The sequence below is a fragment of the Leeuwenhoekiella parthenopeia genome (assembly GCF_020782115.1).
Taxonomy (GTDB): Bacteria; Bacteroidota; Bacteroidia; order Flavobacteriales; family Flavobacteriaceae; genus Leeuwenhoekiella; species Leeuwenhoekiella parthenopeia.
On the sequence record NZ_JAJGMW010000009.1, the window covers coordinates 19,180 to 45,002 of the forward strand.

At 41.8% G+C, this 25,823-nt stretch carries 25 protein-coding genes; 10 read left to right on the forward strand and 15 right to left on the reverse strand.

The window, feature by feature from the left end:
- Positions 1 to 29: 29 nt before the first annotated feature.
- The 9 genes from LLW17_RS08400 to LLW17_RS08440 all read right to left on the reverse strand — a co-directional run bounded on the left by LLW17_RS08400 (position 30) and on the right by LLW17_RS08440 (position 9,432).
- Entirely contained in the window at positions 30 to 548 is a 519-nt protein-coding gene (locus tag LLW17_RS08400; protein ID WP_228229811.1) for a hypothetical protein, read from the reverse strand.
- A gap of 84 nt (positions 549 to 632) precedes the next feature.
- Positions 633 to 1,364, reverse strand: a complete 732-nt coding sequence (locus tag LLW17_RS08405; RefSeq protein ID WP_228229812.1) for a hypothetical protein — start codon at positions 1,362 to 1,364, stop codon at positions 633 to 635.
- A 69-nt stretch (positions 1,365 to 1,433) separates the two neighbouring features.
- Positions 1,434 to 3,179, reverse strand: a complete 1,746-nt coding sequence (locus LLW17_RS18900) for an OmpA family protein (RefSeq protein WP_286670246.1) — start codon at positions 3,177 to 3,179, stop codon at positions 1,434 to 1,436.
- A gap of 210 nt (positions 3,180 to 3,389) precedes the next feature.
- Complete coding sequence (gene nqrF, locus LLW17_RS08415; RefSeq protein ID WP_099646158.1) at positions 3,390 to 4,697, reverse strand: NADH:ubiquinone reductase (Na(+)-transporting) subunit F; 1,308 nt, start codon at positions 4,695 to 4,697, stop codon at positions 3,390 to 3,392.
- A gap of 1 nt (position 4,698) precedes the next feature.
- Positions 4,699 to 5,427 (reverse strand): NADH:ubiquinone reductase (Na(+)-transporting) subunit E, encoded by a 729-nt coding sequence (nqrE, locus tag LLW17_RS08420; RefSeq protein WP_228229813.1) that lies wholly within the window; start codon positions 5,425 to 5,427, stop codon positions 4,699 to 4,701.
- 48 nt (positions 5,428 to 5,475) lie between these two features.
- Positions 5,476 to 6,123: an NADH:ubiquinone reductase (Na(+)-transporting) subunit D gene (locus tag LLW17_RS08425; protein ID WP_228229814.1), complete on the reverse strand. Its 648-nt coding sequence runs from the start codon at positions 6,121 to 6,123 to the stop codon at positions 5,476 to 5,478.
- 2 nt (positions 6,124 to 6,125) lie between these two features.
- Positions 6,126 to 6,860, reverse strand: a complete 735-nt coding sequence (locus LLW17_RS08430; RefSeq protein ID WP_262908958.1) for a Na(+)-translocating NADH-quinone reductase subunit C — start codon at positions 6,858 to 6,860, stop codon at positions 6,126 to 6,128.
- A gap of 2 nt (positions 6,861 to 6,862) precedes the next feature.
- Positions 6,863 to 8,074 (reverse strand): NADH:ubiquinone reductase (Na(+)-transporting) subunit B, encoded by a 1,212-nt coding sequence (locus LLW17_RS08435; protein ID WP_228229815.1) that lies wholly within the window; start codon positions 8,072 to 8,074, stop codon positions 6,863 to 6,865.
- Positions 8,075 to 8,079: 5 nt separating this feature from the next.
- On the reverse strand, positions 8,080 to 9,432 hold the full coding sequence (locus tag LLW17_RS08440) for a Na(+)-translocating NADH-quinone reductase subunit A (protein ID WP_228229816.1): 1,353 nt from the start codon (positions 9,430 to 9,432) through the stop codon (positions 8,080 to 8,082).
- Between the two features lie 246 nt (positions 9,433 to 9,678).
- Between LLW17_RS08440 and LLW17_RS08445 the strand changes: the two genes are divergently transcribed.
- From LLW17_RS08445 to LLW17_RS08465, 5 genes are all read left to right on the forward strand, one after another.
- Positions 9,679 to 10,938: a type IX secretion system plug protein gene (locus LLW17_RS08445; RefSeq protein ID WP_228229817.1), complete on the forward strand. Its 1,260-nt coding sequence runs from the start codon at positions 9,679 to 9,681 to the stop codon at positions 10,936 to 10,938.
- 75 nt (positions 10,939 to 11,013) lie between these two features.
- Positions 11,014 to 12,243, forward strand: a complete 1,230-nt coding sequence (locus tag LLW17_RS08450; RefSeq protein WP_228229818.1) for a DUF3667 domain-containing protein — start codon at positions 11,014 to 11,016, stop codon at positions 12,241 to 12,243.
- Positions 12,244 to 12,245: 2 nt separating this feature from the next.
- Positions 12,246 to 12,632, forward strand: a complete 387-nt coding sequence (gene apaG / locus LLW17_RS08455) for a Co2+/Mg2+ efflux protein ApaG (protein WP_228229819.1) — start codon at positions 12,246 to 12,248, stop codon at positions 12,630 to 12,632.
- A gap of 189 nt (positions 12,633 to 12,821) precedes the next feature.
- A complete protein-coding gene (gene pruA / locus LLW17_RS08460; RefSeq protein WP_228229820.1) occupies positions 12,822 to 14,450 on the forward strand; it encodes an L-glutamate gamma-semialdehyde dehydrogenase in 1,629 nt (542 codons plus the stop codon).
- 148 nt (positions 14,451 to 14,598) lie between these two features.
- Positions 14,599 to 14,877, forward strand: coding sequence for a hypothetical protein (locus LLW17_RS08465; protein ID WP_228229821.1), 279 nt, complete (start codon positions 14,599 to 14,601; stop codon positions 14,875 to 14,877).
- A gap of 32 nt (positions 14,878 to 14,909) precedes the next feature.
- Here the strand turns inward: LLW17_RS08465 and rsmG are convergent, their stop codons facing one another.
- A complete protein-coding gene (rsmG, locus tag LLW17_RS08470; protein WP_228229822.1) occupies positions 14,910 to 15,539 on the reverse strand; it encodes a 16S rRNA (guanine(527)-N(7))-methyltransferase RsmG in 630 nt (209 codons plus the stop codon).
- Positions 15,540 to 15,677: 138 nt separating this feature from the next.
- Here rsmG and LLW17_RS08475 point away from each other — a divergent pair, with 138 nt between their 5' ends.
- The gene (locus LLW17_RS08475; RefSeq protein ID WP_228229823.1) at positions 15,678 to 16,784 is read left to right on the forward strand and encodes a fatty acid desaturase family protein; all 1,107 of its coding nucleotides are present in this window, start codon (positions 15,678 to 15,680) and stop codon (positions 16,782 to 16,784) included.
- 12 nt (positions 16,785 to 16,796) lie between these two features.
- Positions 16,797 to 17,993 (forward strand): pyridoxal phosphate-dependent aminotransferase, encoded by a 1,197-nt coding sequence (locus LLW17_RS08480; RefSeq protein WP_228229824.1) that lies wholly within the window; start codon positions 16,797 to 16,799, stop codon positions 17,991 to 17,993.
- A gap of 78 nt (positions 17,994 to 18,071) precedes the next feature.
- On the opposite strand, the gene LLW17_RS08485 is transcribed toward LLW17_RS08480, so the two are convergent.
- The 4 genes from LLW17_RS08485 to trkA form a co-directional block, all read right to left on the reverse strand.
- A complete protein-coding gene (locus tag LLW17_RS08485) occupies positions 18,072 to 18,632 on the reverse strand; it encodes a fasciclin domain-containing protein (protein ID WP_228229825.1) in 561 nt (186 codons plus the stop codon).
- 90 nt (positions 18,633 to 18,722) lie between these two features.
- Positions 18,723 to 19,700: a YpdA family putative bacillithiol disulfide reductase gene (locus LLW17_RS08490; RefSeq protein ID WP_228229826.1), complete on the reverse strand. Its 978-nt coding sequence runs from the start codon at positions 19,698 to 19,700 to the stop codon at positions 18,723 to 18,725.
- A gap of 80 nt (positions 19,701 to 19,780) precedes the next feature.
- The gene (locus LLW17_RS08495; RefSeq protein ID WP_228229827.1) at positions 19,781 to 21,289 is read right to left on the reverse strand and encodes a TrkH family potassium uptake protein; all 1,509 of its coding nucleotides are present in this window, start codon (positions 21,287 to 21,289) and stop codon (positions 19,781 to 19,783) included.
- Positions 21,289 to 22,638 (reverse strand): Trk system potassium transporter TrkA, encoded by a 1,350-nt coding sequence (trkA, locus tag LLW17_RS08500; RefSeq protein ID WP_228229828.1) that lies wholly within the window; start codon positions 22,636 to 22,638, stop codon positions 21,289 to 21,291. Before trkA ends, LLW17_RS08495 begins: the two co-directional genes overlap by 1 nt.
- 243 nt (positions 22,639 to 22,881) lie before the next feature.
- Between trkA and ubiE the strand changes: the two genes are divergently transcribed.
- Genes ubiE through LLW17_RS08515 form a run of 3 tightly spaced genes read left to right on the forward strand, consistent with a single transcriptional unit; the run spans position 22,882 to position 25,065 of the window.
- Positions 22,882 to 23,610 (forward strand): bifunctional demethylmenaquinone methyltransferase/2-methoxy-6-polyprenyl-1,4-benzoquinol methylase UbiE, encoded by a 729-nt coding sequence (gene ubiE, locus LLW17_RS08505; RefSeq protein WP_228229829.1) that lies wholly within the window; start codon positions 22,882 to 22,884, stop codon positions 23,608 to 23,610.
- 4 nt (positions 23,611 to 23,614) lie between these two features.
- The gene (gene porT / locus LLW17_RS08510; protein ID WP_228229830.1) at positions 23,615 to 24,316 is read left to right on the forward strand and encodes a type IX secretion/gliding motility protein PorT/SprT; all 702 of its coding nucleotides are present in this window, start codon (positions 23,615 to 23,617) and stop codon (positions 24,314 to 24,316) included.
- Positions 24,316 to 25,065 (forward strand): class I SAM-dependent methyltransferase, encoded by a 750-nt coding sequence (locus tag LLW17_RS08515; RefSeq protein ID WP_228229831.1) that lies wholly within the window; start codon positions 24,316 to 24,318, stop codon positions 25,063 to 25,065. Before porT ends, LLW17_RS08515 begins: the two co-directional genes overlap by 1 nt.
- Here the strand turns inward: LLW17_RS08515 and LLW17_RS08520 are convergent.
- Positions 25,058 to 25,786: a TrmH family RNA methyltransferase gene (locus LLW17_RS08520; protein ID WP_228229832.1), complete on the reverse strand. Its 729-nt coding sequence runs from the start codon at positions 25,784 to 25,786 to the stop codon at positions 25,058 to 25,060. The two genes, LLW17_RS08515 and LLW17_RS08520, sit on opposite strands and share 8 nt — an antisense overlap.
- Positions 25,787 to 25,823: the final 37 nt, after the last annotated feature.

The window sequence follows — 25,823 nt, forward strand, 5'->3', positions numbered from 1 at the left end:
GTTGGTTAAAAAATTTAAGATAATCACTTTTAATCTCTTGTGATATCAATTTGACAATCAATTGTATGCGCATTTGTATCCCCGTTTATAAAATAAGTTCCTATGATGCTCAATTTTATGGGATCTCCGGTATTTGCACCAAACTGAGTGTAGCTTACCGTTAGCGCATTTGATGCGCTGTCATCTATCAAAAGACCATCAATGCGCAAACGTTGAGAGATGGGTCCGGTAATAATCTCAGTAGCTGGTGTATTAACAACAGTAGGTACGGTAGTTCCCGGAGCGAGAGAAAACCGGAAGACTGAGCCCCCGGTTTCCCGGGCTTCTATTTTAAAAACGGTACTGAACCCTGTGCTTTGCGGTAAGGGATTATCTGCAGCCTGTATGTTACTGGCATACTGTGTTGGCGTTGAGCTTCCGTCAATAAACACATCAATACTTCCTGAGCTTCTGGCTGCGGTATTCCTGTCGTCATCACTGTTGCAGGAAAATAGAGTACCGGTTAAAATCGTGATCCAAATAATAAAATTTAAAGTTTTTGTTTTCATCGTTTCAACTTTTATCTATTTAGAAATCAAGGGTCTATATTGATTACGAATCCATCACCCTAAAAAAATTTACTTTATAAAGTTTTAATTAACAATGCCGTCATTCTTTGTAAGTGAACAACATTGCTTGAAGGTGAAGTTATCATACCACCATTGTTCGGCTGGGTTACCTCCTGAATCTAGATTAAAACCCAAACCATCACTATTTTGTAATATGGTATTAAAAAGGTTAATATCAGTTGCTGTATAAGGAGGGGTTAAGCCTGCAAGCCTCCATTCGCCATAAGTATTAGATGGCAATGTCGTTCCTGTTGCTAACTCAAGCGGTACATGTATTGTAACAGGAGGTTGTCCAGAATTGATTAAAGAGCTGGAATTAAGTACAAATACTGCACGAGTATTACCTGAATTTATTGAACCTTGATATATTATAATCGAATTTGCCGCACTTATTGCATTATTTACACCTCCAAAATATTCTACATCATAGCGCAACTCACAACCTGCGGTTAAAAAATTACGAGGGAGTAGAGTTTCAGTATAAGCAAATGATGAACCGCTGCCATCTAATGCCTGTAACACCTTACCCGGCCCTCTTGATACAATGCTAATTCCTCTAGCTTCTACGCCCTGCCAATCGCTAGTTGTACCTAATTCCTGATCTTCAAAATCAGTAACGACATTAAAGCTTTCTTCACAGATTATATACTCGCAAGCATCGCTATCTTCACAGCTTACAGCCAGAAACATGCTCATAACATAAATTCCTGTAATCAGAATTTTTTCTACCGGGGTTGTATATTTTAAAATTTTCATAAGAGTAGTTTTAGAGAAATCAAAGCCGCCGTTTGCAGACGGCTCTGATTTTTGTTAAGAATTGAATCATTAGAAACAGATGACCTTAAATTCGGTTCTGCGATTGATGGTATGCTCGGCCTCTGTGCACGTCACACCATCTGCGCATTTATTCAGCAGTTCGGTCTCCCCAGCGCCTCTCGCAATAAGCCGGTCTCTTGAAATGCCTTTGGCCAGTAAGTAGTCTACGGTTGCCTGTGCGCGTTTTTGAGAAAGCTCCTGATTGTAGGCATTGCTTCCGCGTGAATCTGTATGCGAAGACATTTCTACTTTAATCCCTGGATTATCAAGCATCAGTTGAGCTACATAATCTAAATCGGGTCTGGCGGCAGGTAAAATATCCCATTTATCCAGGTTGAAAATGATGTTATCAAGACGTATAGCCTTTCCGCAGGGATCCACGCACATTTCAAAGTCAATAAACAGACTGGAGTTGCGATCCTCGGTTGTTGTATTTACCGTTACCTTATTTGAAAAGTACCCGTCTTTAGCTCCCTGTACACTGTAGATGGAACTTTGCTTCAAATAGAACATAAAGTTTCCGTCTGCATCAGAAAGGGTGTTTTTTAAGGAGGCACGCTGGGTGTCTTTTAAGCTGATATCTACACCCGGTATACCTTCGTTTTTATTACACTCTACGACATTACCCCTCAGGATAAAGTTTTCGTCTGTGTATAAAATCTCCTTTTGAATACTTTTACCTTCCTTCTTACAGTCTTTAAAATCTGCTTTAGAAAGTGTAGCCTGTTCCAGATTTACCTCATAAAGTTTTCCTTTGATCACATAATCTGCTGTCTCCACATCCTGAAATACCACAACTCCATAGCTGTTTGTTGTTCCGGTTTGCGTAATGTTTCCGTTTAGATCCTCAAGCACAACATCGGTGTTGGGCAGCAACTCTTTGGTAAACTGATCCCGGGCGGTAATCGTTACAGTGCAGCCACAAGTAGCGCAGCACTGTGGTGTATGATCTTCACCACATACTGGGCAGGCATTTGCTTTTTTACCTACCGCAAGGGTAAGACCTGCAAAAACTCCAATGGAATAAATATCACAATCGCAGGATTCTTCTCTAAAGAAAGGCGTGTTTTGATTAACGATATTCTGCCCGCCTATCTCTTCCACAGGATAATAACCCGATCTAATCCCATAGCTAGCATCGTTTTGTTCCTCAACATTAAAATGCCTCATATAGTACGCACCCGCATGAAGACCCAGCCAATCATTTACAAAGTATATAGCGCGTATCTGTGCTTTTGCGCTAAAGACATTTTTAGCATCATAGCCTGAGTGGAAGTTAAGCACATCATTAATTACCGTATTTTCCCGTAGCTCGGTACGCCCACCTTTAATATTAGCCAGTCCGCCACGTAAATTGAGCTCTGTACTAAAGTTCCCGGCAGCATTATGGTATCTAAAGCTTGGCCCTATACCATAAAACAACCTGTTGATTTTATCTTCTGAAAGTGAAAAATCGGTTAGAGGTCTGGTACCGCTTAAGTCAAAAAGATTAGTTGTAGGATAGGAACTTTCCGGTTTATTCCAGATATAATCTACATCTGCACCCAAACCAAACCAGCTCCAGTAATAGTCTGCTGAAAGTCCAAGTTCGAGTCCACCGTTATAATCAATATAAGGTGTGTTGTTTTCATAAGTGGGGAAGTCATACCCCACCCGCGCGTTAAACAACCATTGGTTGTTTGTAATTTGACCCTGAGTCATTGCAGTTATTGCCAGTACAGCCAGAAATAACAGGTTTTTAAGTGTTGCATTCATAGTTTTAAGTTGTTAAAGATTTGATTCAAAGATGATCAGCTTTAAGCCCCAAAACCAGACGCAATTCACGAAGTGCTTACATCAATCCATTAACGGTATAGTTGAAATAAGGAACACGTAATCAAGTTAAACACCTGAAATTCAACAAATACAAGCACTAAAAAAAAGCCGCTACTTTCGTAACGGCTTTTATAAAACTCCTTTTTTGGATTATCCTCCAAAATCATCAAAGCGGATGTTCTCATCAGGGATACCAAAATCTTCTCCCATCTTTTGAACCGCCTTGTTCATAAGCGGAGGCCCACAGAAATACAATTCGATTTCTTCCGGCTCTTCGTGTTTACTCAAATACTGTTCAATTACAGCATTGTGAACAAAACCTACGAAACCATCACCGGGACTATTGATATCTTCTTTAACCTTCCAATTGTCTTCTTCTAAAGGCTCTGAAAGCACCAGATAGAATTTGAAGTTTTCAAATTCCTCCTCCAAATCGCGGAAATGCTTTAAGTAAAATAACTCACGCTTAGAACGACCACCGTACCAATACGTTACTTTTCGACCGGTCTTAAGAGTTTTGAAGAGGTGATACAGGTGCGAACGCATAGGCGCCATACCGGCTCCACCACCTACGTAAAGCATTTCGGCATCAGACTCGTTGATGAAGAACTCACCGTAAGGACCTGAAATGGTTACTTTATCTCCTTTCTTTCTACTGAAAATATACGACGAAGCAACACCAGGATTTACATCCATCCAGCCGCCTTTTGCACGGTCAAATGGTGGAGTTGCAATACGTACGTTTAGCATGATCTCACGTCCTTCTGCAGGATACGAGGCCATAGAATAAGCACGCTCTACTACTTCGTTATTCTTCATTACAAGTGGCCAAAGCTTAAACTTCTCCCACTCTTCCTGGAATTTATTGGGATCGTCATGCTCCTCAGGGTGAGCTGTGATATCCATATCTTCAAACTTCACGGTACATTCCGGAATTTCAATTTGGATATATCCACCAGCTTTGTAGTCCATATCCTCAGGGATTTCTACTACAAATTCCTTGATGAACGAAGCTACGTTATAGTTACGCACTACAGTTGCTTCCCATTTTTTAATACCAAATACTTCTTCAGGAATAGTGATTTCCATATCCTGCTTCACTTTTACCTGGCAAGCTAAACGCGCTCCGGCGGCTAACTCTTTACGGGTAAAGTGTGGCGTTTCGGTAGGTAATGCCTCACCACCACCTGAAAGTACGTGACACTCGCACTGAATGCAGGTACCACCACCACCACAGGCAGAAGGTAAAAAGACTTTCTTTCCACCTAAAGTTGAAAGCAATGAACTTCCTGAGTCTACCTCAACCTTCTTCTCACCGTTTATGGTGATGGTCACAGGACCTGAAGGTGATAATTTTTCTTTTGCAAAAAGCAGTAGGCCAACCAATACAATGGTTAAAACCAAAAACGCTACTACCGTTGCTGCAATAACTCCTCCTGTACTTGCTGCTAAAAACATATTATTTATTGTTTAGTTCTTGTGATACTTCGGCCAAAGGTTCTTCAGCGTCTTTATCCTGGGTTATCGTTTCAATTTGAGCGGCTTCATCAGTCTTTTCGGTTTTCTCATCTCCTCCGGTTAACATTCCACCAAAACTCATAAAACCAATTGCCATAAGACCGGTTATGATAAACGTAATCCCAAGACCTCTTAATGGTGCAGGTACGTTTGAATACCGAATCTTTTCGCGAATAGCGGCAATGGCAAGAATTGCTAAAAACCAGCCGATTCCTGAAGCCAAACCGTAATTAAACGCGAGACCTAATGTAGCTATGTCTCTGGACTGCATAAAAAGTGAACCTCCTAAGATCGCACAGTTTACCGCAATAAGAGGTAAGAAAATACCCAAAGAGGTATAAAGTGCCGGAGCAAACTTTTCTACTACAATTTCTACAAGCTGTACCATTGTCGCAATGGTAGCAATAAACAGAATGAATGACAGGAAACTCAAATCGTAGTCGGCATACTCAGCCCCTAACCAGGTTAATGCTCCTGGTCGCAACACATACTGATCCAACAGCCAGTTCATAGGCACGGTAACAGCAAGTACAAAGATTACGGCAGCTCCAAGACCTACAGCGGTCGAAACTTTTTTAGACACAGCAAGGTAAGAACACATCCCAAGGAACGTGGCAAAAACCATGTTGTCTATAAATATTGATTTAAAAAATAACTCTACGTGTTCCATTTTTCTTTTATGAAAAGTTAGACTTGAGTAAAACTCAACCCGTAATCTTTAGTTTTCTTCGATTAGTGCTTTATTTCTGGCGCGTTGCACCCAGATGATAATACCTACAACGATAAGTGCCATTGGTGAAAGAAGCATAAAACCGTTGTTCTCATAGCCTATTGCATAAAGGCCGGTTTTAGCGATTGGATCTCCTAAAACTTTAAATCCGAGTAAAGTCCCAGAACCCAGAAGTTCTCTAAAGAAACCTACGACAACCAGTATTAATGCATAACCTGCGGCGTTACCGATACCATCAAGGAATGATCTCCAGGGACCGTTACCCAAAGCGAAAGCTTCAAAACGTCCCATAATGATACAGTTTGTAATAATAAGACCCACGAAAACCGAAAGCGTTTTACTCAATTCATACGCAAAAGCTTTAAGCACCTGGTCTACGATAATTACCAAAGCAGCTACCACTACCAGCTGAACGATGATGCGTATTTTGGAAGGAATGATATTACGCATAAGCGAAATTACCACGTTACCCACACCCAGTACAAACATTACCGAAATTCCCATTACGATAGACGCCTTCAATTGCGCGGTAATCGCAAGTGCAGAACAAATACCTAATACCTGAATGGTGATCGGGTTATTATCTGCCAGCGGATCAAGGATTAAACCTCTGTCTTTTTTAGATAGTAATGCCATAATTATATTTTTAAGTCTTTTAAGTAAGGGATGTACAATTTAACGGTGCTGTTAATCATTGCTGTAACACCATTACCGGTGATTGTTGCGCCGGCAAGGGCATCAACTTTGCCATCGTCCTTACGCTCGTTAAGCGGATCGTTATTTCCTTTGGCAACGGTGATTCCTTCATACTCGGTATCAGCCATAATCTCTTCTCCGGTAAAATCGTCCATAAAGTAACGCTCCTTGATGTTTGCACCAAGACCCGGAGTTTCCCCTTTATGGTCAAAATAAACACCCTGTACTACATAGTTTTCGTCTAAAGCAATAAAGCCCCAGATAGCATCCCATAAACCCTTTCCGTACATTGGGATGATGTAGTAGTCCTTACCATCTTTTTCGCCCACAAAAAGCGGAAGCTTACGCTCTGACATATCTTTTGCCAATTCCTGCTTCAAATTGATTAGATAAGCCGAAGAATCTTTTTCGATTTTTCCGTTCTGAATAACCAATTGTTCTTTGATGTATTTACCAAACTCCGCTTCAACCTTGTTTGTTGGAACGAAATTCACAGAACCTTCCACATTCTCATTAATGCCCATAGCATAAAGAATGTTTTGTTGCTTTTCGAATCGCTCATTTTCAGTAATTGCAGGCTTTAAGCTCGAAGCTGTAAAGGCGAGCAATGATCCTACTACGAGTACCATTACCACTGCAAAGATTACTGTGTAACTGTTTTTATCTGTATTTGCCATGATTAAGCAGTTTTTAATTTTAGACGTTTCATACGTTGTTTAACGTTTGCCTGAACAACATAGTGATCAATAGTTGGCGCAAAAACGTTCATAAGAAGGATTGCAAGGAATACTCCTTCCGGATATGCCGGGTTGAATACGCGAATCATAATCGAGATAAATCCTATTAAGAAACCATACCAGTATTTACCGGTGTTGGTTTGCGCGCCCGAAACCGGATCTGTCGCCATATAAACGATACCGAAAGCGATACCTCCAATGATAAGATGTTCCCAGAATGGAGTGCTCATCAAGCCGTAAAACTTACTGCTCTCTGTAATCCATCCCTGATCTACAACTCCGTTAAAAATCAATCCCATTACTGCAGCTCCAACCACAGCACTTAGAATAATTCTCCAGCTTGCAATCTTGGTAAACATCAAGAACAATCCGCCGATGATGATAAGAAATGTTGAAGTCTCACCTACTGATCCCGGGATAAACCCGAAAAACTTATCTGCAAAATCATAAACAACCGAGTTATTCTGTGCATAAGATCCTAAAATGGTCTCTCCTGAAAATGCATCGGGAGTACCTGCAGCTGCCTGAGCTCCGTGTACCCATACCTTATCACCACTCATCCATGTAGGATAAGCAAAGAATAAGAAAGCACGAATGGTAAGCGCAGGGTTAAGAATATTCATTCCTGTTCCGCCAAAAACCTCCTTACCGATTACCACACCAAACACAACTGCTACAGCAAGCATCCAAAGTGGTATATCAACCGGTACAATAAGAGGAACAAGCATACCCGTAACCAGGTAACCTTCTTCTACCTCGTGACCTTTGATTACGGCAAAAACAAACTCTACCGCAAGACCTACTCCATACGAAATTATAACCAGCGGAAGCACGGTCCAGGCTCCTAATATAAAGTTGTCCCAGGTAAAGAAATTACCGAACAAACTAGCCTCACGTACAACACCCTGCGCGGCATCAATTGCTGCATAGTGCTGATATCCCGCATTAAAAATACCCCAAACCAAAACCGGCAACAGAGCAATAATAACGGTATTCATCGTACGTTTTAAATCATCAACGGCTCTAATGTGAGCACCGCTGTGTGTGGTTTCATTAGGGGTATACAAAAAGGTATGCAATGCGTTAAACGCAGGTGCCATTTTTTTCCCTTTGAAATCTTCTTTAATACTGTGTAATTTTTCTTTTAATCCCATAGCTATTATCCTATTTCTTCGTGCATTAAGTCAAGTCCTTTACGAATGATTGCTTGGTGTGGTTGTTTAGATACGCATACAAATTCGGTAAGCGCAAAATCTTCCGGTGCCACTTCATACATACCCAAAGCTTCCATAGCATCCAGATCTTCTACCATACAGGCTTTAAGCAACTGTAAAGGGTAGATATCCATCGGGAATACTTCCTCGTAGTTTCCGGTTACCACAAAGGCGCGATGCTCCCCGTTGGTGTTGGTATCCAGATCGTACTTCTTATTTGGGAATAGCCATGAAAAAGTAAGGGCTCTTGAAGATGATATTTTATTGAAAACAGGTTTATTCCATCCAAAAAATTCATAATCGTCTCCTTCCGGAATCGCTACAAATTCATTGTGATAATATCCTAAATGACCGTCTGCACTTACCTGTTTTCCGGTAAGCACGTTACCTGAGATCATACGTACATTATCCCCGTTAATTCCGGCAGAATAGGCAAAGGTAGACACCTCTGCTCCTATTTTGGTCTTAAAATACTGTGGTTTTTTGATGCTTGACCCTGAAACACTGATCACTCGCTCCGGATTAAATTTTCCTGTAAGGAATAATTCACCAATAATGGCAAGGTTCTCGGGAGCTACAGTCCATACTGTTTCTCCTTTATTTACCGGTCTGATTTTATTGATCTGCGTTCCTACGTTACCACTAGGATGAGGCCCTGAAACCGTATGAAGTTCTACTTCACTCAAATTAGCAAAAACCGAATCAGCAGTTTTAGCTACTCCCAGATGAACTTTACCAGAGGTCAGCTTTGCCAAAGCGGTCACACCCGCCTGCAACGCAGCTTCCTTACCTTTAAGACTGAAGTTATAATCTGGAGCCAGCGGGGCACTGTTATGCCCTGAAATAAAAATTGCCTCGGGAGTAGTATCTACCGCGGCAATTATATCATAAGGACGTTGCTTGATAAAAGGCCATAAACCGGCTTCAAGCATACGCTCTTTAATAGTTTCGGCACTTGATGTTTTAACATCCAATTTTGAAAACTCGTGAGTCGCATCTGTACCGTCTGCTTCAATAACCACGTGGGTTATAACCCGCTTCGCTCCCCGCTTAATCTCAGCAAGAGTACCGCTAACCGGTGATACAAATTTGATACGTTCATCTTTCTTGGAGTAAAAAAGCGGCTCGCCCGCCTTTACCTTGGCTCCTTCTTTAAAAAGCATCTTAGGAGTTACAAGATGAAAATCTGAAGGCTTGATCACATAAGTTCTTGACTTGGGGGCGTCAGCTAGGGTTTTCTCTGCTGCTCCCACCAATTTTATATCAAGACCTTTTTTGATCTTAATGTCTTTTGACATAGGAAGTATATGTTAAAGTTTTTTTAGTTGCCCAACTCAGTTTCTGTCTGGAATTGAGGTGCGCAAATTTACAAATTTTACATCCTTAATACACAAATCCCGTGATAAAATTATACAACCGGCAGGCAGGAGATGCATACAAAGCTTAAGAATGCCAAAAACACACTTATTAGCACCTTATTGAGATTCTGTAAAAATAAGGCACTTTATTTGCTAATATTGTGTTTCACCAGTAAACTCGCTTTAATGAAAACGTTTTCGGTTGTTTTTACACTTCTTATATTCGTACAGGGAATGGCTCAGGTAGCCGAAGAAATGCCTGCACCCCCATACATAAAAACGGTACAATTTTACGGCAATACCGCCGAAAGTCAACTCCCGCTCATTCAACTGGGCACTCCGTTAAGACTCAGTTTTGATGACATTATAGGCGACGAATCTGATTTTTACTACACCATTACCCACTACGATTACGACTGGACGCCTTCGGTACTGGTAAAAAATGAATATATAGACGGGGTTGACGATGTGCGTATAATGAATTACACGAACTCGGTGAGCACCCTGCAACTCTACACCCATTATGAGCTAACGATACCCAACCAGTACACCACCGCCATTACTAAAACCGGAAATTACCTGCTTGAGGTTTTTAACGCAGATGAAGAACTTATCTTTTCCCGAAAATTCATGATTTATACACCTCTTGTGAGTGTAGGTGTTGAAGTATTACGCAGCAGGGATCTTGAGTTTATAGAACAAAAACAAGTGGTTAACTTTTTTGTCGACTCGGATGAAAATGTCTTAATCAACCCAAAAAACACCGTCAAAACACTTATTATTCAAAACAACAATCTCAAAAACAGTATAGGCAACATTCAACCGCAGTACAACATAGGCAATCGCCTGGAGTATCGCTATAATGACGAAACTTCCTTTTACGGCGGCAATGAGTTTTTTGATTACGATAATAAAAACATCAGGACCGCCACAAACCGCATCCAGTTTGTAGACCTTCAGGATTTGTACCATAATTACCTTTACGGAAATACAACCCGCGCCGATCTGGAATACACCTTCAACCCGGATATCAACGGTAATTTTGTTATTCGCACCATGCAAGGCTCAGATCCGCGGATTCATGCCGAATATGCCTGGATTCATTTCAGCTTAGAGCACCCGCAACGTCCCAAAGGAGAAGACATTTACATCTACGGAAACTTCAACAACTACGATCTGGAAGACGCCACCCGAATGTACTACAATGCAGACACCGGAAGGTATGAGACCGCCATGCTGATGAAGCAGGGTTACTACAACTATAAATATGTAGTGGCCAAAAACGGAAAACGATTGGAGGAGAATCCCATAAGTGGCGATTTTTGGCAAACCGAAAATGAATACGATGTGCTGGTCTATTACAGACCTCCCGGTGCCCGCTTCGACGAATTGATAGGCGTAGGCAATGCACTTTCCACAAGCATTTCAAATGTAAGACGCGATTAATCATGAGACCTGCTTCTCTATTTGAGGATTTATGATAACTTCGTATCCTATCTTACTTAAAAACCTGCCTTAACGGTGCAAAAACCAGTTGAACAAAAACCCAAAATCCCTGTTTACGATAGGGGAAACAAATGTCTCAACTGCGGTCATCCGCTTGAATTAAGTGACCGCTACTGTTCCTATTGCGGACAAATCAATTCGCGGCAAAGACTATCATTAGGCAACTATTTCAGAGAATTCGCAGGAAGTATATTCAATTACGACTCCAGATTTCGGTACACCATAAAAGACCTTTTATTTAAACCGGGAACCATAACACGTGATTATGTAGACGGAAAGCGACTCACCTACGCAAACCCATTTCGGTTTTACCTAAGTGTAAGTATCCTTTTTTTCATAATAAGCGGTTTACTCGACTTTTTTGAAAACACCGAAAATACCACAGATTCCTTTGACTGGAGTAAACTCACGACCGAGGCAAAGAAAGACTTTCAGGAGATACCCATAGATTCTATTACCTATTATATAGAAAAAGGAGTTCAGCAAAACAGAGACACGACTCAGGCCCTCCCTTTCGAATATCAAAATCCGGAAAAACTGGATTCCCTGGGTTTCTACGGGCGCACCAAAAATAAAATCACTCTTTTTAGAAAATTCAGTTCGTCAACGGCTATCACCCGCCCCGAAGAAGGTCTTGACAGCCTCAAATACCCAAAGACCCGCACCAATATCTGGCTTTACAAGAAGAGCGCTACCTTTAATAAGATACTTGACGAGCCCTTTGAATTCTATGAATACCTGGTTGAGAAGACTCCTTTCTTCATTTTTTTCTTCACACCATTATTTGCACTGGCTTTTGTTCCGCTTTATCTTAAGAAAGAATCTTACCGGGAAGCATTGCAAAAAATAAAAGGTACCTCGTATTCCTGGTTTCAGACCGTTTTGAATATACCCTACCTGGGTTCTGGCATCGCTGCAGTATTAGCAACACTAAGACGCTTTTTTTATCCTTCGGCAAAGCATAATTATGTTGAGCATGTGATTTTTATTTTTCACATATTCTCTTTTATGTTTTTAGGTATGCTGCTATTGGCTTTGCCAGATTTTGTGATAGGCGCCAGCGTACTAACTTCTATTTTTCTATTTTTAATTTGCCCATTTTACTTCTATAAAGCGCTACGTAATTTTTACAAGGAAGGCAGACTGCGCACCCTTCTCAAATTTTTAATACTGAATTTTGTATTTTTAATGTTGTCAGGAATGAGCATGATCCTCTTCTTACTCATAACTGCCGCAACCTATTAATAATGGTAGAGCAAGTAACAAAAGGCATTAAAGTTTCGGTAGAGACTCATTTTGAAGGCGCATTTTCAAAAAACAGCGAAGTTTTCTATGCTTTTGGCTATACCATCACCATAAGCAATAACAGCAGGGATACCGTAAAATTACTCAGCCGTTGCTGGACGATTTACGATTCGCTCAATGACATCGAGCAGGTCACCGGCGAAGGAGTAATTGGCAAAAAACCGGTACTTCAGCCGGGTGAGCAACACCGTTATACTTCAGGCTGCCTGCTTAAATCTCCTTTTGGAGCTATGAATGGTTACTACACCATGATTAACTTTAATAATTCTACCCAATTTCAGGTGATGATCCCTACTTTTAAGCTGAATTCAAAATTCAACCTTAACTAACTACACCTCAATCTCCTGAACACCTCAACGACTCAGATTACTTTCTTAACAATACTGTTTAGCTATTCTTAGGGCGTGGCTTTAGAATTTTGTACCTTTCGCGCCATTACAAAAAAACAACTTTTCCGGTGCTTATTAGCATCAGAAACGAGTCCACCTTTGTGGAGAAAACGCAAAAATAAAATAAGCATGTCAACAGGATTTTTTGAAGTACCCGTAGCTATTAACGAGCCCGTAAAAACCTATGCACCCGGAACACCCGAGCGCGACGCGGTTTTAAAAGCCTACAAAGAACTTTACAACAGCACCGTAAATGTACCTTTATACATAGACGGTAAAAAAATAGAAACCGGCAAAACCAGCACGATGTCACCTCCACACGAGCACAATCACAAATTGGGAGAATATCAGCTTGCCGAAAAAAACCACATAGAAGCTGCGATTGCTGCTTCACTTGAAGCCCGCAAAAAATGGTCGCAAATGCCCTGGGAACACCGCGCAGGTATCTTTTTAAAAGCCGCCGAACTGATTCAGGGACCTTACCGTGCTAAGATCAATGCAGCCACCATGCTGTCGCAGTCTAAAAATATCTATCAGGCAGAGATTGATTCTGCCTGCGAACTTATTGACTTCCTACGTTTCAACGTACAGTATATGAGTGAAATCTACGCAGACCAGCCGGAATCTACTTCTGCAGCCTGGAACCGTGTAGAATATCGCCCGCTTGAAGGCTTTGTTTACGCAGTTACTCCTTTTAATTTTACGGCTATCGCCGGAAATTTACCCGCCTCTGCCGCACTTATGGGCAACACCGTGGTATGGAAACCCAGCGACAGCCAGGTATATTCTGCTCAGGTTATAATGGAAGTTTTTGAAGAAGCCGGAGTACCGGCAGGTGTAATCAATATGGTGATGGGTGATCCTGAAATGATCACCAATACCGTACTGGACAGCCCTGATTTTGCAGGGATTCACTTTACCGGTTCTACAACCGTATTTAAAGGAATCTGGGCTAAAATTGGAGCTAACATTCACAAATACAAGACCTATCCACGTATTGTAGGCGAAACCGGTGGTAAAGATTTTATCCTGGCACATCCTACCGCAAACCCGCAGCAGGTAGCAACGGCAATTTCGCGCGGAGCTTTTGAATTTCAGGGGCAAAAATGTAGCGCGGCGAGCCGTGTGTATATCCCAAAATCAATGTGGCCTAAAGTAAAAGATTTGGTTGTTAAAGACATCAAATCCTTTAAAATGGGATCTCCGGAAGATATGAGCAACTTCATCACTGCCGTGATTCACGAAGGCTCTTTTGATAAACTGGCCAAATATATTGATCAGGCTAAAAAAGATTCAAATGCTGAAATAGTTGCCGGAGGTAATTACGATAAATCTAAAGGATACTTTGTAGAGCCAACAGTAATTTTAACCACAGATCCTAAATACACCACAATGACAACCGAGCTTTTTGGCCCAGTTGTTACGGTTTATGTTTATGAGGACGAAAAGTGGAGCGAAACTTTAAAACTGGTTGACACTACCAGTGAATACGCGTTAACCGGAGCTGTTTTGGCAGCAGATCGTTATGCGATTACGGAAGCTACTCAGGCATTACAAAATGCAGCCGGTAACTTCTACATCAATGATAAGCCTACTGGTGCGGTCGTTGGCCAACAGCCTTTTGGCGGTGCTCGGGCATCTGGTACTAACGATAAAGCAGGTAGCGCATTAAATCTGTTGCGCTGGGTTTCCCCTCGATTAATCAAGGAAACTTTTGTAACACCTACAGATTACAGATATCCCTTTTTAGGAGAATAACTTACTGATTTACATATATTTAAAATGCCATCTTTGAAAGATGGCATTTTTTTTGAGCTACCACACAACGTTATCTAAATGTTATGCCAATGTAAATTTAACGTAACCAAATAATTTTTTAGTAACTTTACCAATAAATAGAGGAATTATGAAGAATGATGAAAACAAAATGTACGTCCTGAAGGTGAAATATTCCGTTATAGATGTAACTAAGAAAAAACGAAATCGAAAAATAACCCGTAAAAAGGAAAAATTATATCTGGTGCGCGATCCTGAAAGTATCGACGAGAAATTGAAAGAGCTTGAAGACAGCCTTCTGGAGATTGATCAGCAGGAACGCACGACCCTACTCAACCGGGCTCAGGATTTCCTGCGAAGTTTTGGAAACCGATGCAATCGCACGTATTACAATATGCTGCGAACCTAAAAAAAGCGACTTTAGAGTCGCTTTTTTGTTTATCATCCTTTAAACTTCAAAGGTAGGTGCACCACCTTTTTGGTTTCAAAAAATTCCTCTTTAAAATAATCAGACAAGTCATAAATTCTGGCGGTCGTATACAAACTCAGTTCTTCCGTTAAATCGCCTCCTTTTAAATACAGAATACCGTTCTTAAGTTCGTGAGTGCTCTTTTTGGCGATCTTTCCTTTGGTCCAGTGCACAAAGGTTTCCATTTGTGCCACAGCTCTGCTTACTATAAAATCATAACTGCCGGGCACATTCTCAACGCGATCATTTGTAGTTTTTACATTGGTCAGCCCTAAACCGGCAACCACCTCATCAACCACTTTGATCTTTTTACCGATACTATCTACGAGATGAAACTGGGTCTCCGGAAACATAATAGCCAATGGCACTCCCGGAAAACCGCCACCGGTCCCCACATCAAGTACCTTACTGCCGGGATTAAAAGACAGGACTTTTGCAATGCCCAACGAATGCAAAACGTGGCGTAAATAAATCTCATCGATGTCTTTACGCGAAACCACATTGATTTTCAGGTTCCAGTCCTGATAAAGTTCGTTGAGTTGTTCAAACTGAACAAGCTGATTTTCACTCAGATTGGGGAAATAGTGCTTTATAAGTTCCATAATTGCAAATTACGGCAACAAAATTAGGTTTTACCGCGTTAAATTACGGTATTTGCAGGCCTTAAAAAGATATAAATCTTATTTTTGAGGTTGCGTTACAAACACTTCTGTTCTGGGGTTTTGCTAAGCATAATTTGTATGGAAAATATTAAAACAATAAAATTCTCAAGGGTTGATTCGGCTAAGTTCTTCCGCACCCTAAATAAGCGCGTAAACGCCTATTTTAAAGAAAACAATGTAGAACGTACCGGTAACTGGAAACTGTACCTGAAAACCGCAGTGATGTTTTCCCTGTTTCTGGCACCCTATTTTTTAATTCTTACGCTTAACCTTCCGGGTTGGGCGCAGCTCCTGCTCACTATCGTTATGGGCGTGGGTATGGCCGGCGTGGGTATGAATGTGATGCACGACGGGAATCACGGCTCATTTTCGAAGAAAAAATGGGTAAACAAAATGATGGGAAGCAGTATTTATATTCTTGCCGGAAATGTGTATAACTGGCAGGTACAACACAATGTGCTGCATCATACGTATACTAATATCCACGGGCACGACGAGGATTTGGAAGCCGGTCGTATTTTACGCTTCTCGAAACACGCCCCGTGGTATAAACACCACCGTTTTCAACATTACTATTCTATCTTCCTATACGGTTTGCTCACCTTTAACTGGGCGATCACTACCGATTTTCTTCAGATGAAACGCTATCTCAAGCGCAAATTGTCTTATGGTGAATTTCCGAATCCAAAAATTGAATGGACCAAACTGGTAATCACCAAACTAATTTATGTCGCGATCTGGATTGTGCTTCCATTACTGATTTTAGATATCGCGTGGTGGAAAGTTCTAATCGGCTTTTTTGTGATGCACTATACCGCAGGGGTTATTCTTAGCGTGGTGTTTCAATTAGCACACGTTATTGATGAGGCAGATATGCCGCTACCGGACAAGTCGGGCACCATGAAAAATACCTGGGCTATTCACCAGTTGTTTACCACCGTTAACTTTTCGACCAAAAACCGAATCGTAAACTGGTTTACAGGCGGACTTAATCATCAGGTGGAGCATCATATTTTCCCGCACATCAGTCATATTCACTATACCAAGATTTCTAATATTGTACGGGAAACCGCGCAGGAGTTTAACCTGCCTTACAATGAGTATAAAACCACACGTAAAGCGATTATTGCTCATTTTAAGTATTTAAAAGAAATGGGCGCGCAACCCAATTTACAATCTGCTTAATTTAATTTCTTAATGGAAACACTTACCAATCAACTATCTGACCGAATCAATAATTTGGCCGCATCTGCTACGCTTGCAATGGCCGCAAAAGCACGTGAACTGCGTGCGGAAGGAAAAGACATCATAGGCCTTAGCCTGGGTGAACCTGACTTCAACACCCCTGATTTTATTAAGGATGCCGCTATACAGGCTATCAACGACAACTACAACGCCTACTCACCGGTAGACGGTTATGTAGAGCTTAAAGATGCAATCATTACCAAATTTAAAAGAGATAACAATCTTACGTATGATCGCAGTCAGATTGTAGTTTCAACCGGGGCTAAGCAGTCTTTATACAATATCGCACAGGTATGTATCAATCCGGGTGACGAAGTGATTTTGCCCTGCCCGTATTGGGTAAGTTATGCCGATATTGTTCAGCTTGCGGAAGGTGTACCTGTTGAAGTACAAACTTCTTTGGAAACGAACTTTAAGATGACTCCTGAGCAGCTTGAGGCAGCGATTACCCCAAAGACCAAAATGCTTTGGTACAGTTCGCCCTGTAACCCTAGTGGCTCTATTTACAGCGAGAAGGAGCTTCGTGCTCTTGCAGATGTATTGCAAAAATACCCACACATCGTGGTGGTAAGCGATGAGATTTACGAGCACATCAACTATGTAGGTGGTCACGCCAGCATGGCTCAGTTTGAAGATATGTACGATCGCACCGTAACGGTAAACGGGGTTGCAAAAGCATTTGCAATGACCGGATGGCGTATAGGGTACATCGGAGCCCCATCTTATATTGCCCGCGCCTGTAATAAAATTCAGGGCCAGGTTACCAGTGGTGCTAACTGTATCGCACAGCGTGCTGTAATTACAGCCCTTGAAGCGCCTGTGAGTAAAATTCAATATATGGTTGATGAATTTAAAGAGCGCAGAAAGCTTATTTTAGATCTACTCAGCGATATTGAAGGTTTTGAATGTGTAGAGCCCGAAGGTGCTTTCTATGTATTTCCAAACATCACACACTTTATAGGTAAAACCCTAAACGGAAAGACGATTAACAATGCTTCAGATTTTGCCATTTATTTACTGGAAGAAGCAAATGTTGCTACTGTAACCGGCGAAGCTTTTGGAAATCCTAACTGTATTCGCATTTCGTATGCAGCAAGTCAGGATCAAATCAAAGAAGCTTTGGCCCGCATTAAGAAAGCGGTTTCCTAATTCACAGTTTTATAAAAACAGAAAAAGCGACCTCAACGGGTCGCTTTTTTTTATTGGCTTAATTCAAATAGGATTCGCTTACATTTTAGGCAGTAAAACGGTATCAATCACATGGATTACGCCGTTAGACTGGTTTACATCAGCAATAGTTACTGTAGCAACGTTACCTGCCTGATCTTTGATTTTCACCATATCACCATCAAGCATTCCGTAAAGGGTTTGACCGTTAACGGTTGTCCATTCTGCCACTCCATTACCTGCCTTGATATCTGCAATAATTGCTGCAGCGCTGTTTTTCCCTGCAATAACGTGGTAGGTTAAAACACCCTGTAAGGCCTTCTTATTCTCAGGCTTCAGTAAGCTGGCAACGGTTCCATCAGGTAGTTTTTCAAAAGCAGCGTTTGTAGGTGCCAAAACGGTAAATGGCCCTTCGCTCTGTAGTGTTTCAACTAAATCTGCAGCCTGTACTGCGGCTACCAGAGTCGTATGATCTTTAGAGTTTACTGCATTCTCTACAATATTTTTTGTAGGATACATTTCTGCCCCACCAACCATTTTAGTTTCCTGAGCAAAACCTGTTGAAGATACAGCGATTGAGCAAGTCATTGCTAAAGCTGCGAATACATTTTTAATTTTCATAGTGTAAGTTTTTTTTAGTTACACCTACACATACGTTTGTTGAGAAGCTATCGGTTTTGGGATATCGGGCTTTAGCAAAATATTAACAAATTAGACCGTCTCCGTCCGCTTTGTCATCAGGTCTTTAATAATCATATCGGCGTGTACCCGTGTATTTTCAATAAAGAGTTTGCTGGTACGCATTCCGCTGTTGATCACTCCGGCTACATATACATTAGGCAAAGGCGTTTCAAGCGTTTCGGGATCGTGAATGGGTTTTTTAGCATCTTCCTCGTCAATAGGCAGTCCCAGGTTTTCGAAAAGCGAATAATCTGGCGTATAGCCTATCATCGCGAGGACAAAATCATTTTCAATCTCGATCTCTCCATCGGGCGTGTTTAAAACAACCGAATAAGGCTTGATCTCTGTAACGGTTGTATTGAAATAAGCCTTGATTGAACCTTCCTTGATTCGGTTTTCGATATTAGGCTTAATCCAGTATTTCGTCTTTTTGTAAATCTCATCACCCCGAATGGCCATAGTGACCTCGGCTCCTTTATAATAGGTCTCAAGCGCCACATCACAGGCCGAATTTGCCGCACCAATCACCAGTATTTTCTGGTTGACATACGGATGCGGACTGTCGTAAAAGTGCTTCACTTTGGGCAACTCCTCTCCCGGAATGTTGAGTTTACGAGCCGTATCGTAAAAACCGGTCGATACAATGACCGCTTCGGTTTTAAAATCTTCTTTAGGAGTTTTGATACGATAAGAGTCGCCATCCTTCTCCATTTTTTCTACCGGACTGTACAGGCGCACATTTAGCTTCCAGCTATCATAAACCCTGCGGTAATACTCCAGAGCTTCCTTTCTGGTGGGCTTATCGTTATGCGCTACGAAGGGAACATCGCCTATTTCCAATAAGTTGGAAGTAGAGAAAAAGGTCATTTGCTCCGGAAAATTATAAAGGGAATTTACCAGCACTCCTTTTTCTAAAACCAAATATTCGAGATTTGCTTTTTTAGCTGCAATGGCACAGGCCAGACCTATTGGGCCGGCTCCTATAATGATGAGATCGTATTTTTTCAAAACGCTTCTTTTTAGCTTTAAATTAAATCTACGGGTCTTTGAATCCGATTTAATTTCTTTTTCTGTAAAGTTAACCGATACTAGCGATTACGCCAAAAGAACGGCGTTAACAGTATCAAAACAGTGAAGAGTTCAAGACGGCCAATAAGCATTAAAAAGGCACACCACCACTTCCCTACCGCCGGAAGCGCATCAAAATTGTTCACGGGACTTAAGATCCCGAATGCAGGTCCCACGTTACCTAAAGACGAGGCGGAACCTCCTAAAGCTGTTGGGAAATCAAGCCCCATAGAAGCCAGACCACAGGCTCCTATTATCCACGCTAAAAGATAGAGAATAAAAAAGCCCAGAATGTTGAAGACGATTTCTTTAGGCACCGCCTTACCATTGTGACGTACCGGTAAAATGGCATTGGGGTGAAGCGTGCGTTTAAACTCCAGTAAACCGTTACGAATGATCATTAAATGGCGTACCACTTTTATTCCACCCGAAGTAGAACCCGCCGAGCCTCCTAAAAACATCAATCCAAAGAAAATTATGGTGGCAAATGGCGCCCACATCGTAAAATCGGCAGTTACAAAACCTGTTGTGGTAATTACCGAAATCACCTGGAACAGGCCGTGCCTCAAAGCGCTCTCATACCTTCCCAAAACCATAGGATGATCTATAGAGGAGACCGAAACATCGGCCCGAAAAATAATGATCGCGACTATAAGAACCGTGAATCCTAGAATAAACGAAAAGTAAAGTTTGAACTCTTCATCTTTCCAAACGCTGCGCAGCTTTCCTTTAAAGGCAAAATAACTCAACACGAAGTTTGTACCTGCCAAAAACATAAAGACAATAATAATCCATTGTATCAGCGGGTTATCATTCCAATAGGCAACGCTCGCATTTTTGGTACTAAAACCACCTGTTGACAGCGTACTCATCGCGTGGTTTATGGCATCTAGAAACGACATCCCGGCCAGTTTAAGCAGTATGGTCTCAGCCACGGTATAGCCAAAATAAATAAGCCAAAGGCGCTTTGCCGTATCGGTGATACGCGGGTGTAATTTATCGGCGTTAGGACCCGGTGCTTCGGCAGCAAAGAGCTGCATCCCGCCTATACCCAGTAAAGGTAAAATAGCTATTGCCAGAACAATAATACCCATCCCGCCAATCCAGTGGGTGGTGCTGCGCCAAAACAGAATTCCGTTTGGGATGGCTTCAATATCATTTAAGATGGAAGCCCCCGTGGTGGTATATCCGCTTATAGTTTCAAAAAACGCATTAGTGATAGACGGAATAGCACCGGTAAACAAGTAGGGAAGACAGCCACTCAGGGACATAAAAATCCAGCCAAATGTTACGACTATATAGCCCTCCCGCTTCTGAATCTCTTTTTTGTGGTCCCGGGTAAAAAACATAAACACCAGACCTACAAAAATGGTTATAAGTCCGGCAGAAATAATGCCCAGAGCTACCGAAACATCATCGTAGAAATAGCCTACAATCGCCGATATGAGCATAAAGCCGCCATTAAAAAGCAGCAACAGGCCCATCAGGTGAAAAATTATACGGTAATTGAGTCTGACTCTGTTTGGCATTAGATAAACATACGTTCGACTTTGTTGATAGAGCGCAGCAGGCAGCATACCACAATGCGGTCACCTACCTGTATTTTATTTTCGCCCAAAGCAATAATTCCCACTCCGTCACGTACGATTCCTCCAATGGTAGCAGATCTAGGGAAGTCGAGGTCTTTGATGCGTTTGCCTATCACCTTAGAATTGGGCTTGGCAATAAACTCGAGCAACTCGGCATTCATATTATTGAGTTTGGTCATCGCGACGACATCACCTTTTCTGATGTATCTGAAAATATTATTGGCCGCGAGTAATTTTTTATTGATCAGGGTATCAATACCGATGCTGTGTGAAAGCTGAAAATAATCCATATTCTCAACCAGGGCAATGGTTTTTTTAACCCCTTTTGATTTGGCCACCAGACAAGACATAATATTGGTCTCGCTGTTACCGGTTACTGCGATAAAGGCATCCATATCGTAGATATTCTCTTCTTCGAGCAACTCTACATTTCTTCCGTCACCGTTAATGACGAGGGCCTTGGGTAATTTTTCGGCAATATCAAAAGCCTTATCATTATCCTTCTCGACCAGTTTAACGTTAAAACTGTCTGAACACAGATCGCGGGCGGTCTTGAATCCTATTTTACTTCCGCCTAAAATCATCACATTTTTAATATCCTCGTGTACCTGCCCGGTAAGTTTGTAAATTTCTTCAACCCCTCCTTTTACCGTCATAAAATACACCTGATCACCTTCTTTAAAAATGGTGTCTCCCCGTGGAATCAGGGTGTACTGTGTACCTTCACGCTGAATGGCGATAGGCATAAAATGCAGTTCGGGAAAAATACGGGCCGCTTCCTTAACGCTTTTACCTACAAATGAGGCAGTACGACTCAGGGAAGTCCCAACCATTGTTAAAGCTCCTTCTTCAAACTCATAACTGTCGTTAAAGGCAGACTGACTCAGCAGCAATTCAATTTCTGCCGCAGCAAGACTTTCGGGCGAGATGAGTTCATCAATACCAAATTTCTTAAATCCGGCAACTTCCTGATTCTCTATAAACTCGGTATTTGAGATACGCGCAATGGTGCGCTTGGCCCCCATTTGTTTTGCCAAAACACAAACGGTAATGTTTGTGGTTTCACTGGCAGTGACCGCAATAATGAGATCGGTATTTTCAATTCGGGCATCCTTCAAGGTCTGAATAGACGTAGAATCGCCACGTATGGTCCTGATATCAAGATGCGTATCTGCATAGGCAATACTTTCTTTATCTACATCGATCAATGTGATATCCTGAGATTCAAAAGAAAGAAGTTTAGCCAAATGAAATCCTACTTCACCGGCTCCGGCAATAACAATCTTCATAGTACTGTTTAAAATCTAAAAAAATACCGAGCCATAAGTAATGATTAAGACTCATGAAAACGGATTTTAATTGAGACTAGCCTCTTATTTTTCAACCCGCTAGCAGGTAAGTTGAGGCAAAGATACATTTTTCATAAGTATCCCTAGAAAATTTAAGAAGTCTGCAAAAATTCTAAACGCTTTAAATCGAAATGTCAACGGGAGCATCTGGTGACAAATACTATATTTGCTAAAAAATTAGCGATGAGCGGCAATATAAATCCTTACAAAAATTCTGACCAGACCAAGCGCCAACAGGTTGAGAAGATGTTTGACACCATTTCGGGCGAGTATGATGGGCTGAATCGGGTTATTTCTTTTGGCATTGATGTTAAATGGCGCAAGAAAGTAGTTAAACTCGTGGGTGATACAAAACCCCAGCGTGTTCTGGATGTAGCCACAGGCACCGGAGATCTGGCCATAAATCTGGTCAAAACCGGAGCAAAAGAAATCATTGGTCTTGATATTTCTGCCGGGATGCTTAATGTGGGCAAAGCCAAAATCAAACAAAAAGGCCTCGATGCACAGATCGAAATGGTGCAGGGCGATTCTGAAAACCTTCCGTTTGAAGACCATCATTTTGATGCGATCACGGTCGCATTTGGTATTCGGAATTTTGAAACCCTCGAAAAAGGTCTTGCCGAAATTTTACGCGTGCTCAAACCCGGAGGGATTTTTGTCATTCTGGAAACTTCGGTGCCTACAAAAACGCCTTTTAAGCAAGGCTATAACCTGTATTCCCGAAGAATTCTACCCTTAATTGGCCGTGTCTTTTCTAAAGATCGTGATGCATACGCCTATTTGAGCGAGAGTGCATCGGTTTTCCCTTACGGAGAGCGACTTAACAATATTTTGCGCAAAATTGGGTTTACTAATGTTGAAGATCACCCGCAAACCTTTGGGGTGGCTACCATTTACACAGCATCAAAATAAATTTATGCGCAGGTTAGTACTTTCGGTTTTATTTACAATTACGCTTTTTCCCGCGCTTCAGGCGCAGTTTCTTACACGTGAGCGGGTGCTCAACGATGAGAATTTTGACAAAAAACCGTGGAGCTGGGGTTATTATTTCGGGATTAACCGCTACGACTTTAACTTTGACTATAAGGAACAGCGGCCCGATGTTTTTGTGGAGCAAAGCTATGGCTTCAATGTGGGTTTGCTGGGCAATAAGCGCATCAATGATTATCTGGACTTACGACTAGAACCCGGACTCGTCTATAACGCCCGAAATCTGATTTTTACAGATATTCCGGGAGAAGACAATGACCGCTTGCGGGAACTCAATTCCACCTACATTCACATCCCCTTACTTTTAAAGTTTTCGACCAAAAGGCTAAATAATTTCAAGCCCTTTGTAGTGGGAGGATTCAGCTACTCTTACAACCTTTCGAGCAACGAAAAAAACCCGGATGATAACAGCGCGGGGCAATTTCGTATGACTAACAATACATTTTACTATGAAGTAGGCTTTGGTATCGATTTATACCTGCCCTATTTTAAATTTTCACCCAGTATCCGCGGGGTTTTTGCACTCAGCGACGAGCTGGTACGCGACGAAGATCCTAACAGCCTGTACACTTCAAACATTGAAGTCATGCAATCGCGGGGCATCTTTTTAAACTTTACCTTTCAATAATGTGGCAGACCGATTTATATAGAGAAAAACACGGCTTTGTTTTTAATTACGGCAAAGACCTCCTGAGCACGCTCAATCCACAGGCTGGAGAGCGCATTCTCGATTTGGGTTGTGGTACGGGCGAACTCACCGCGGCAATTGCAGAAAGTGGCGCCGAACTGGTGGGGCTTGATGCTTCAGAAAAAATGATTGAGGCGGCAAAGGCCAAATTCCCCAACATAAAATTTATTAAAGCCAAAGGCGAAAGTTTTATCGACTCACAGCCTTACGACGCGATTTTCAGCAATGCAACCCTGCACTGGATTTTGAATCCTGAAGCTGTAATCTCGTGTATGTACAGCAACCTCAAGCCAGACGGAAGACTGCTGCTGGAAATGGGCGGCAACGGCAACATCAGCAGCATTATCACAGCGCTGAGTACAACGCTTAAAGAACACGGTTATACCAAACAATCCCGAATCACCAACTGGTATTTCCCCAAGCTGGGTACATACTGTCATTTTTTGGAGCAGCGCGGCTTTAAAGTCACCTTTGCACACCTTTACGACAGACCCACAAAACTTCAGGATCCCGAAAACGGAATTGTAGACTGGCTTGATATGTTTGGCGGAAAGTATTTTAACGACATCCCACAGGAAGAAGCATTAAAAATAAAGCAACAGGTTCAGGAACAGCTGCGTCCTGTGCTTTTTAAAGAAGGCCATTTTTATGCAGATTACAAGCGTCTGCGTATTTGTGCGATTAAGTAGCCGTTAAGCCACGCTTAAATTCACTTACTAAAATAGCCCCTGCGACGGCTACGTTAAGACTTTCGGTTTCATGGATACCAAAGCGCGGGATTGCTATTTTATGCTGAACCAGAGCTTCAACTTCTTTAGAAATGCCATTGGCTTCATTTCCCAAAACCAAAATTGCATCCTCAGGTAAAGGCTGCCCGTAAACCGGGGCACCTTCCATAAAAGCACCGTAAACCGGGCGTTTTGCAGATTTGAGGTAGTTCTCGAGATCCTTATAATGAATCGTAACCCGGGTTAAAGAACCCATTGTCGCCTGCACCACCTTGGGATTGTAGCAGTCTACCGTCTGTTTTGAGCAAATCACGTTTTGAATCCCGTACCAGTCGCAATATCTGATTATGGTACCCAGATTTCCCGGATCGCGCACCTCGTCAAGAACAAGAGCAAGTCCCTGATTAAGCTCCTCACCTGCTTCGGGTATGTGAAATACCGCCAGAGCTTTTTGAGGCGTTTTCAAAAAACTGATTTTCTTAAGTTCCCGATCGCTGACTTCAAAACGGGATTTTTCAGTCTCAAAATAACCGGGTAAGGCATACAAACTATGCAGGCTCGCGCTTGAGTCTAAAAACTCTTCGATCCCCTTTAAACCCTCAACAACAAAAAGACCATGCTGCTGCCGGTACTTTTTTTGAGCCAGGCTCGTTATTAATTTTATTTGGCTTTTGCTAACCACGCCTAATGTGTATTTTTGGAGTTATTTTGAAAAAACG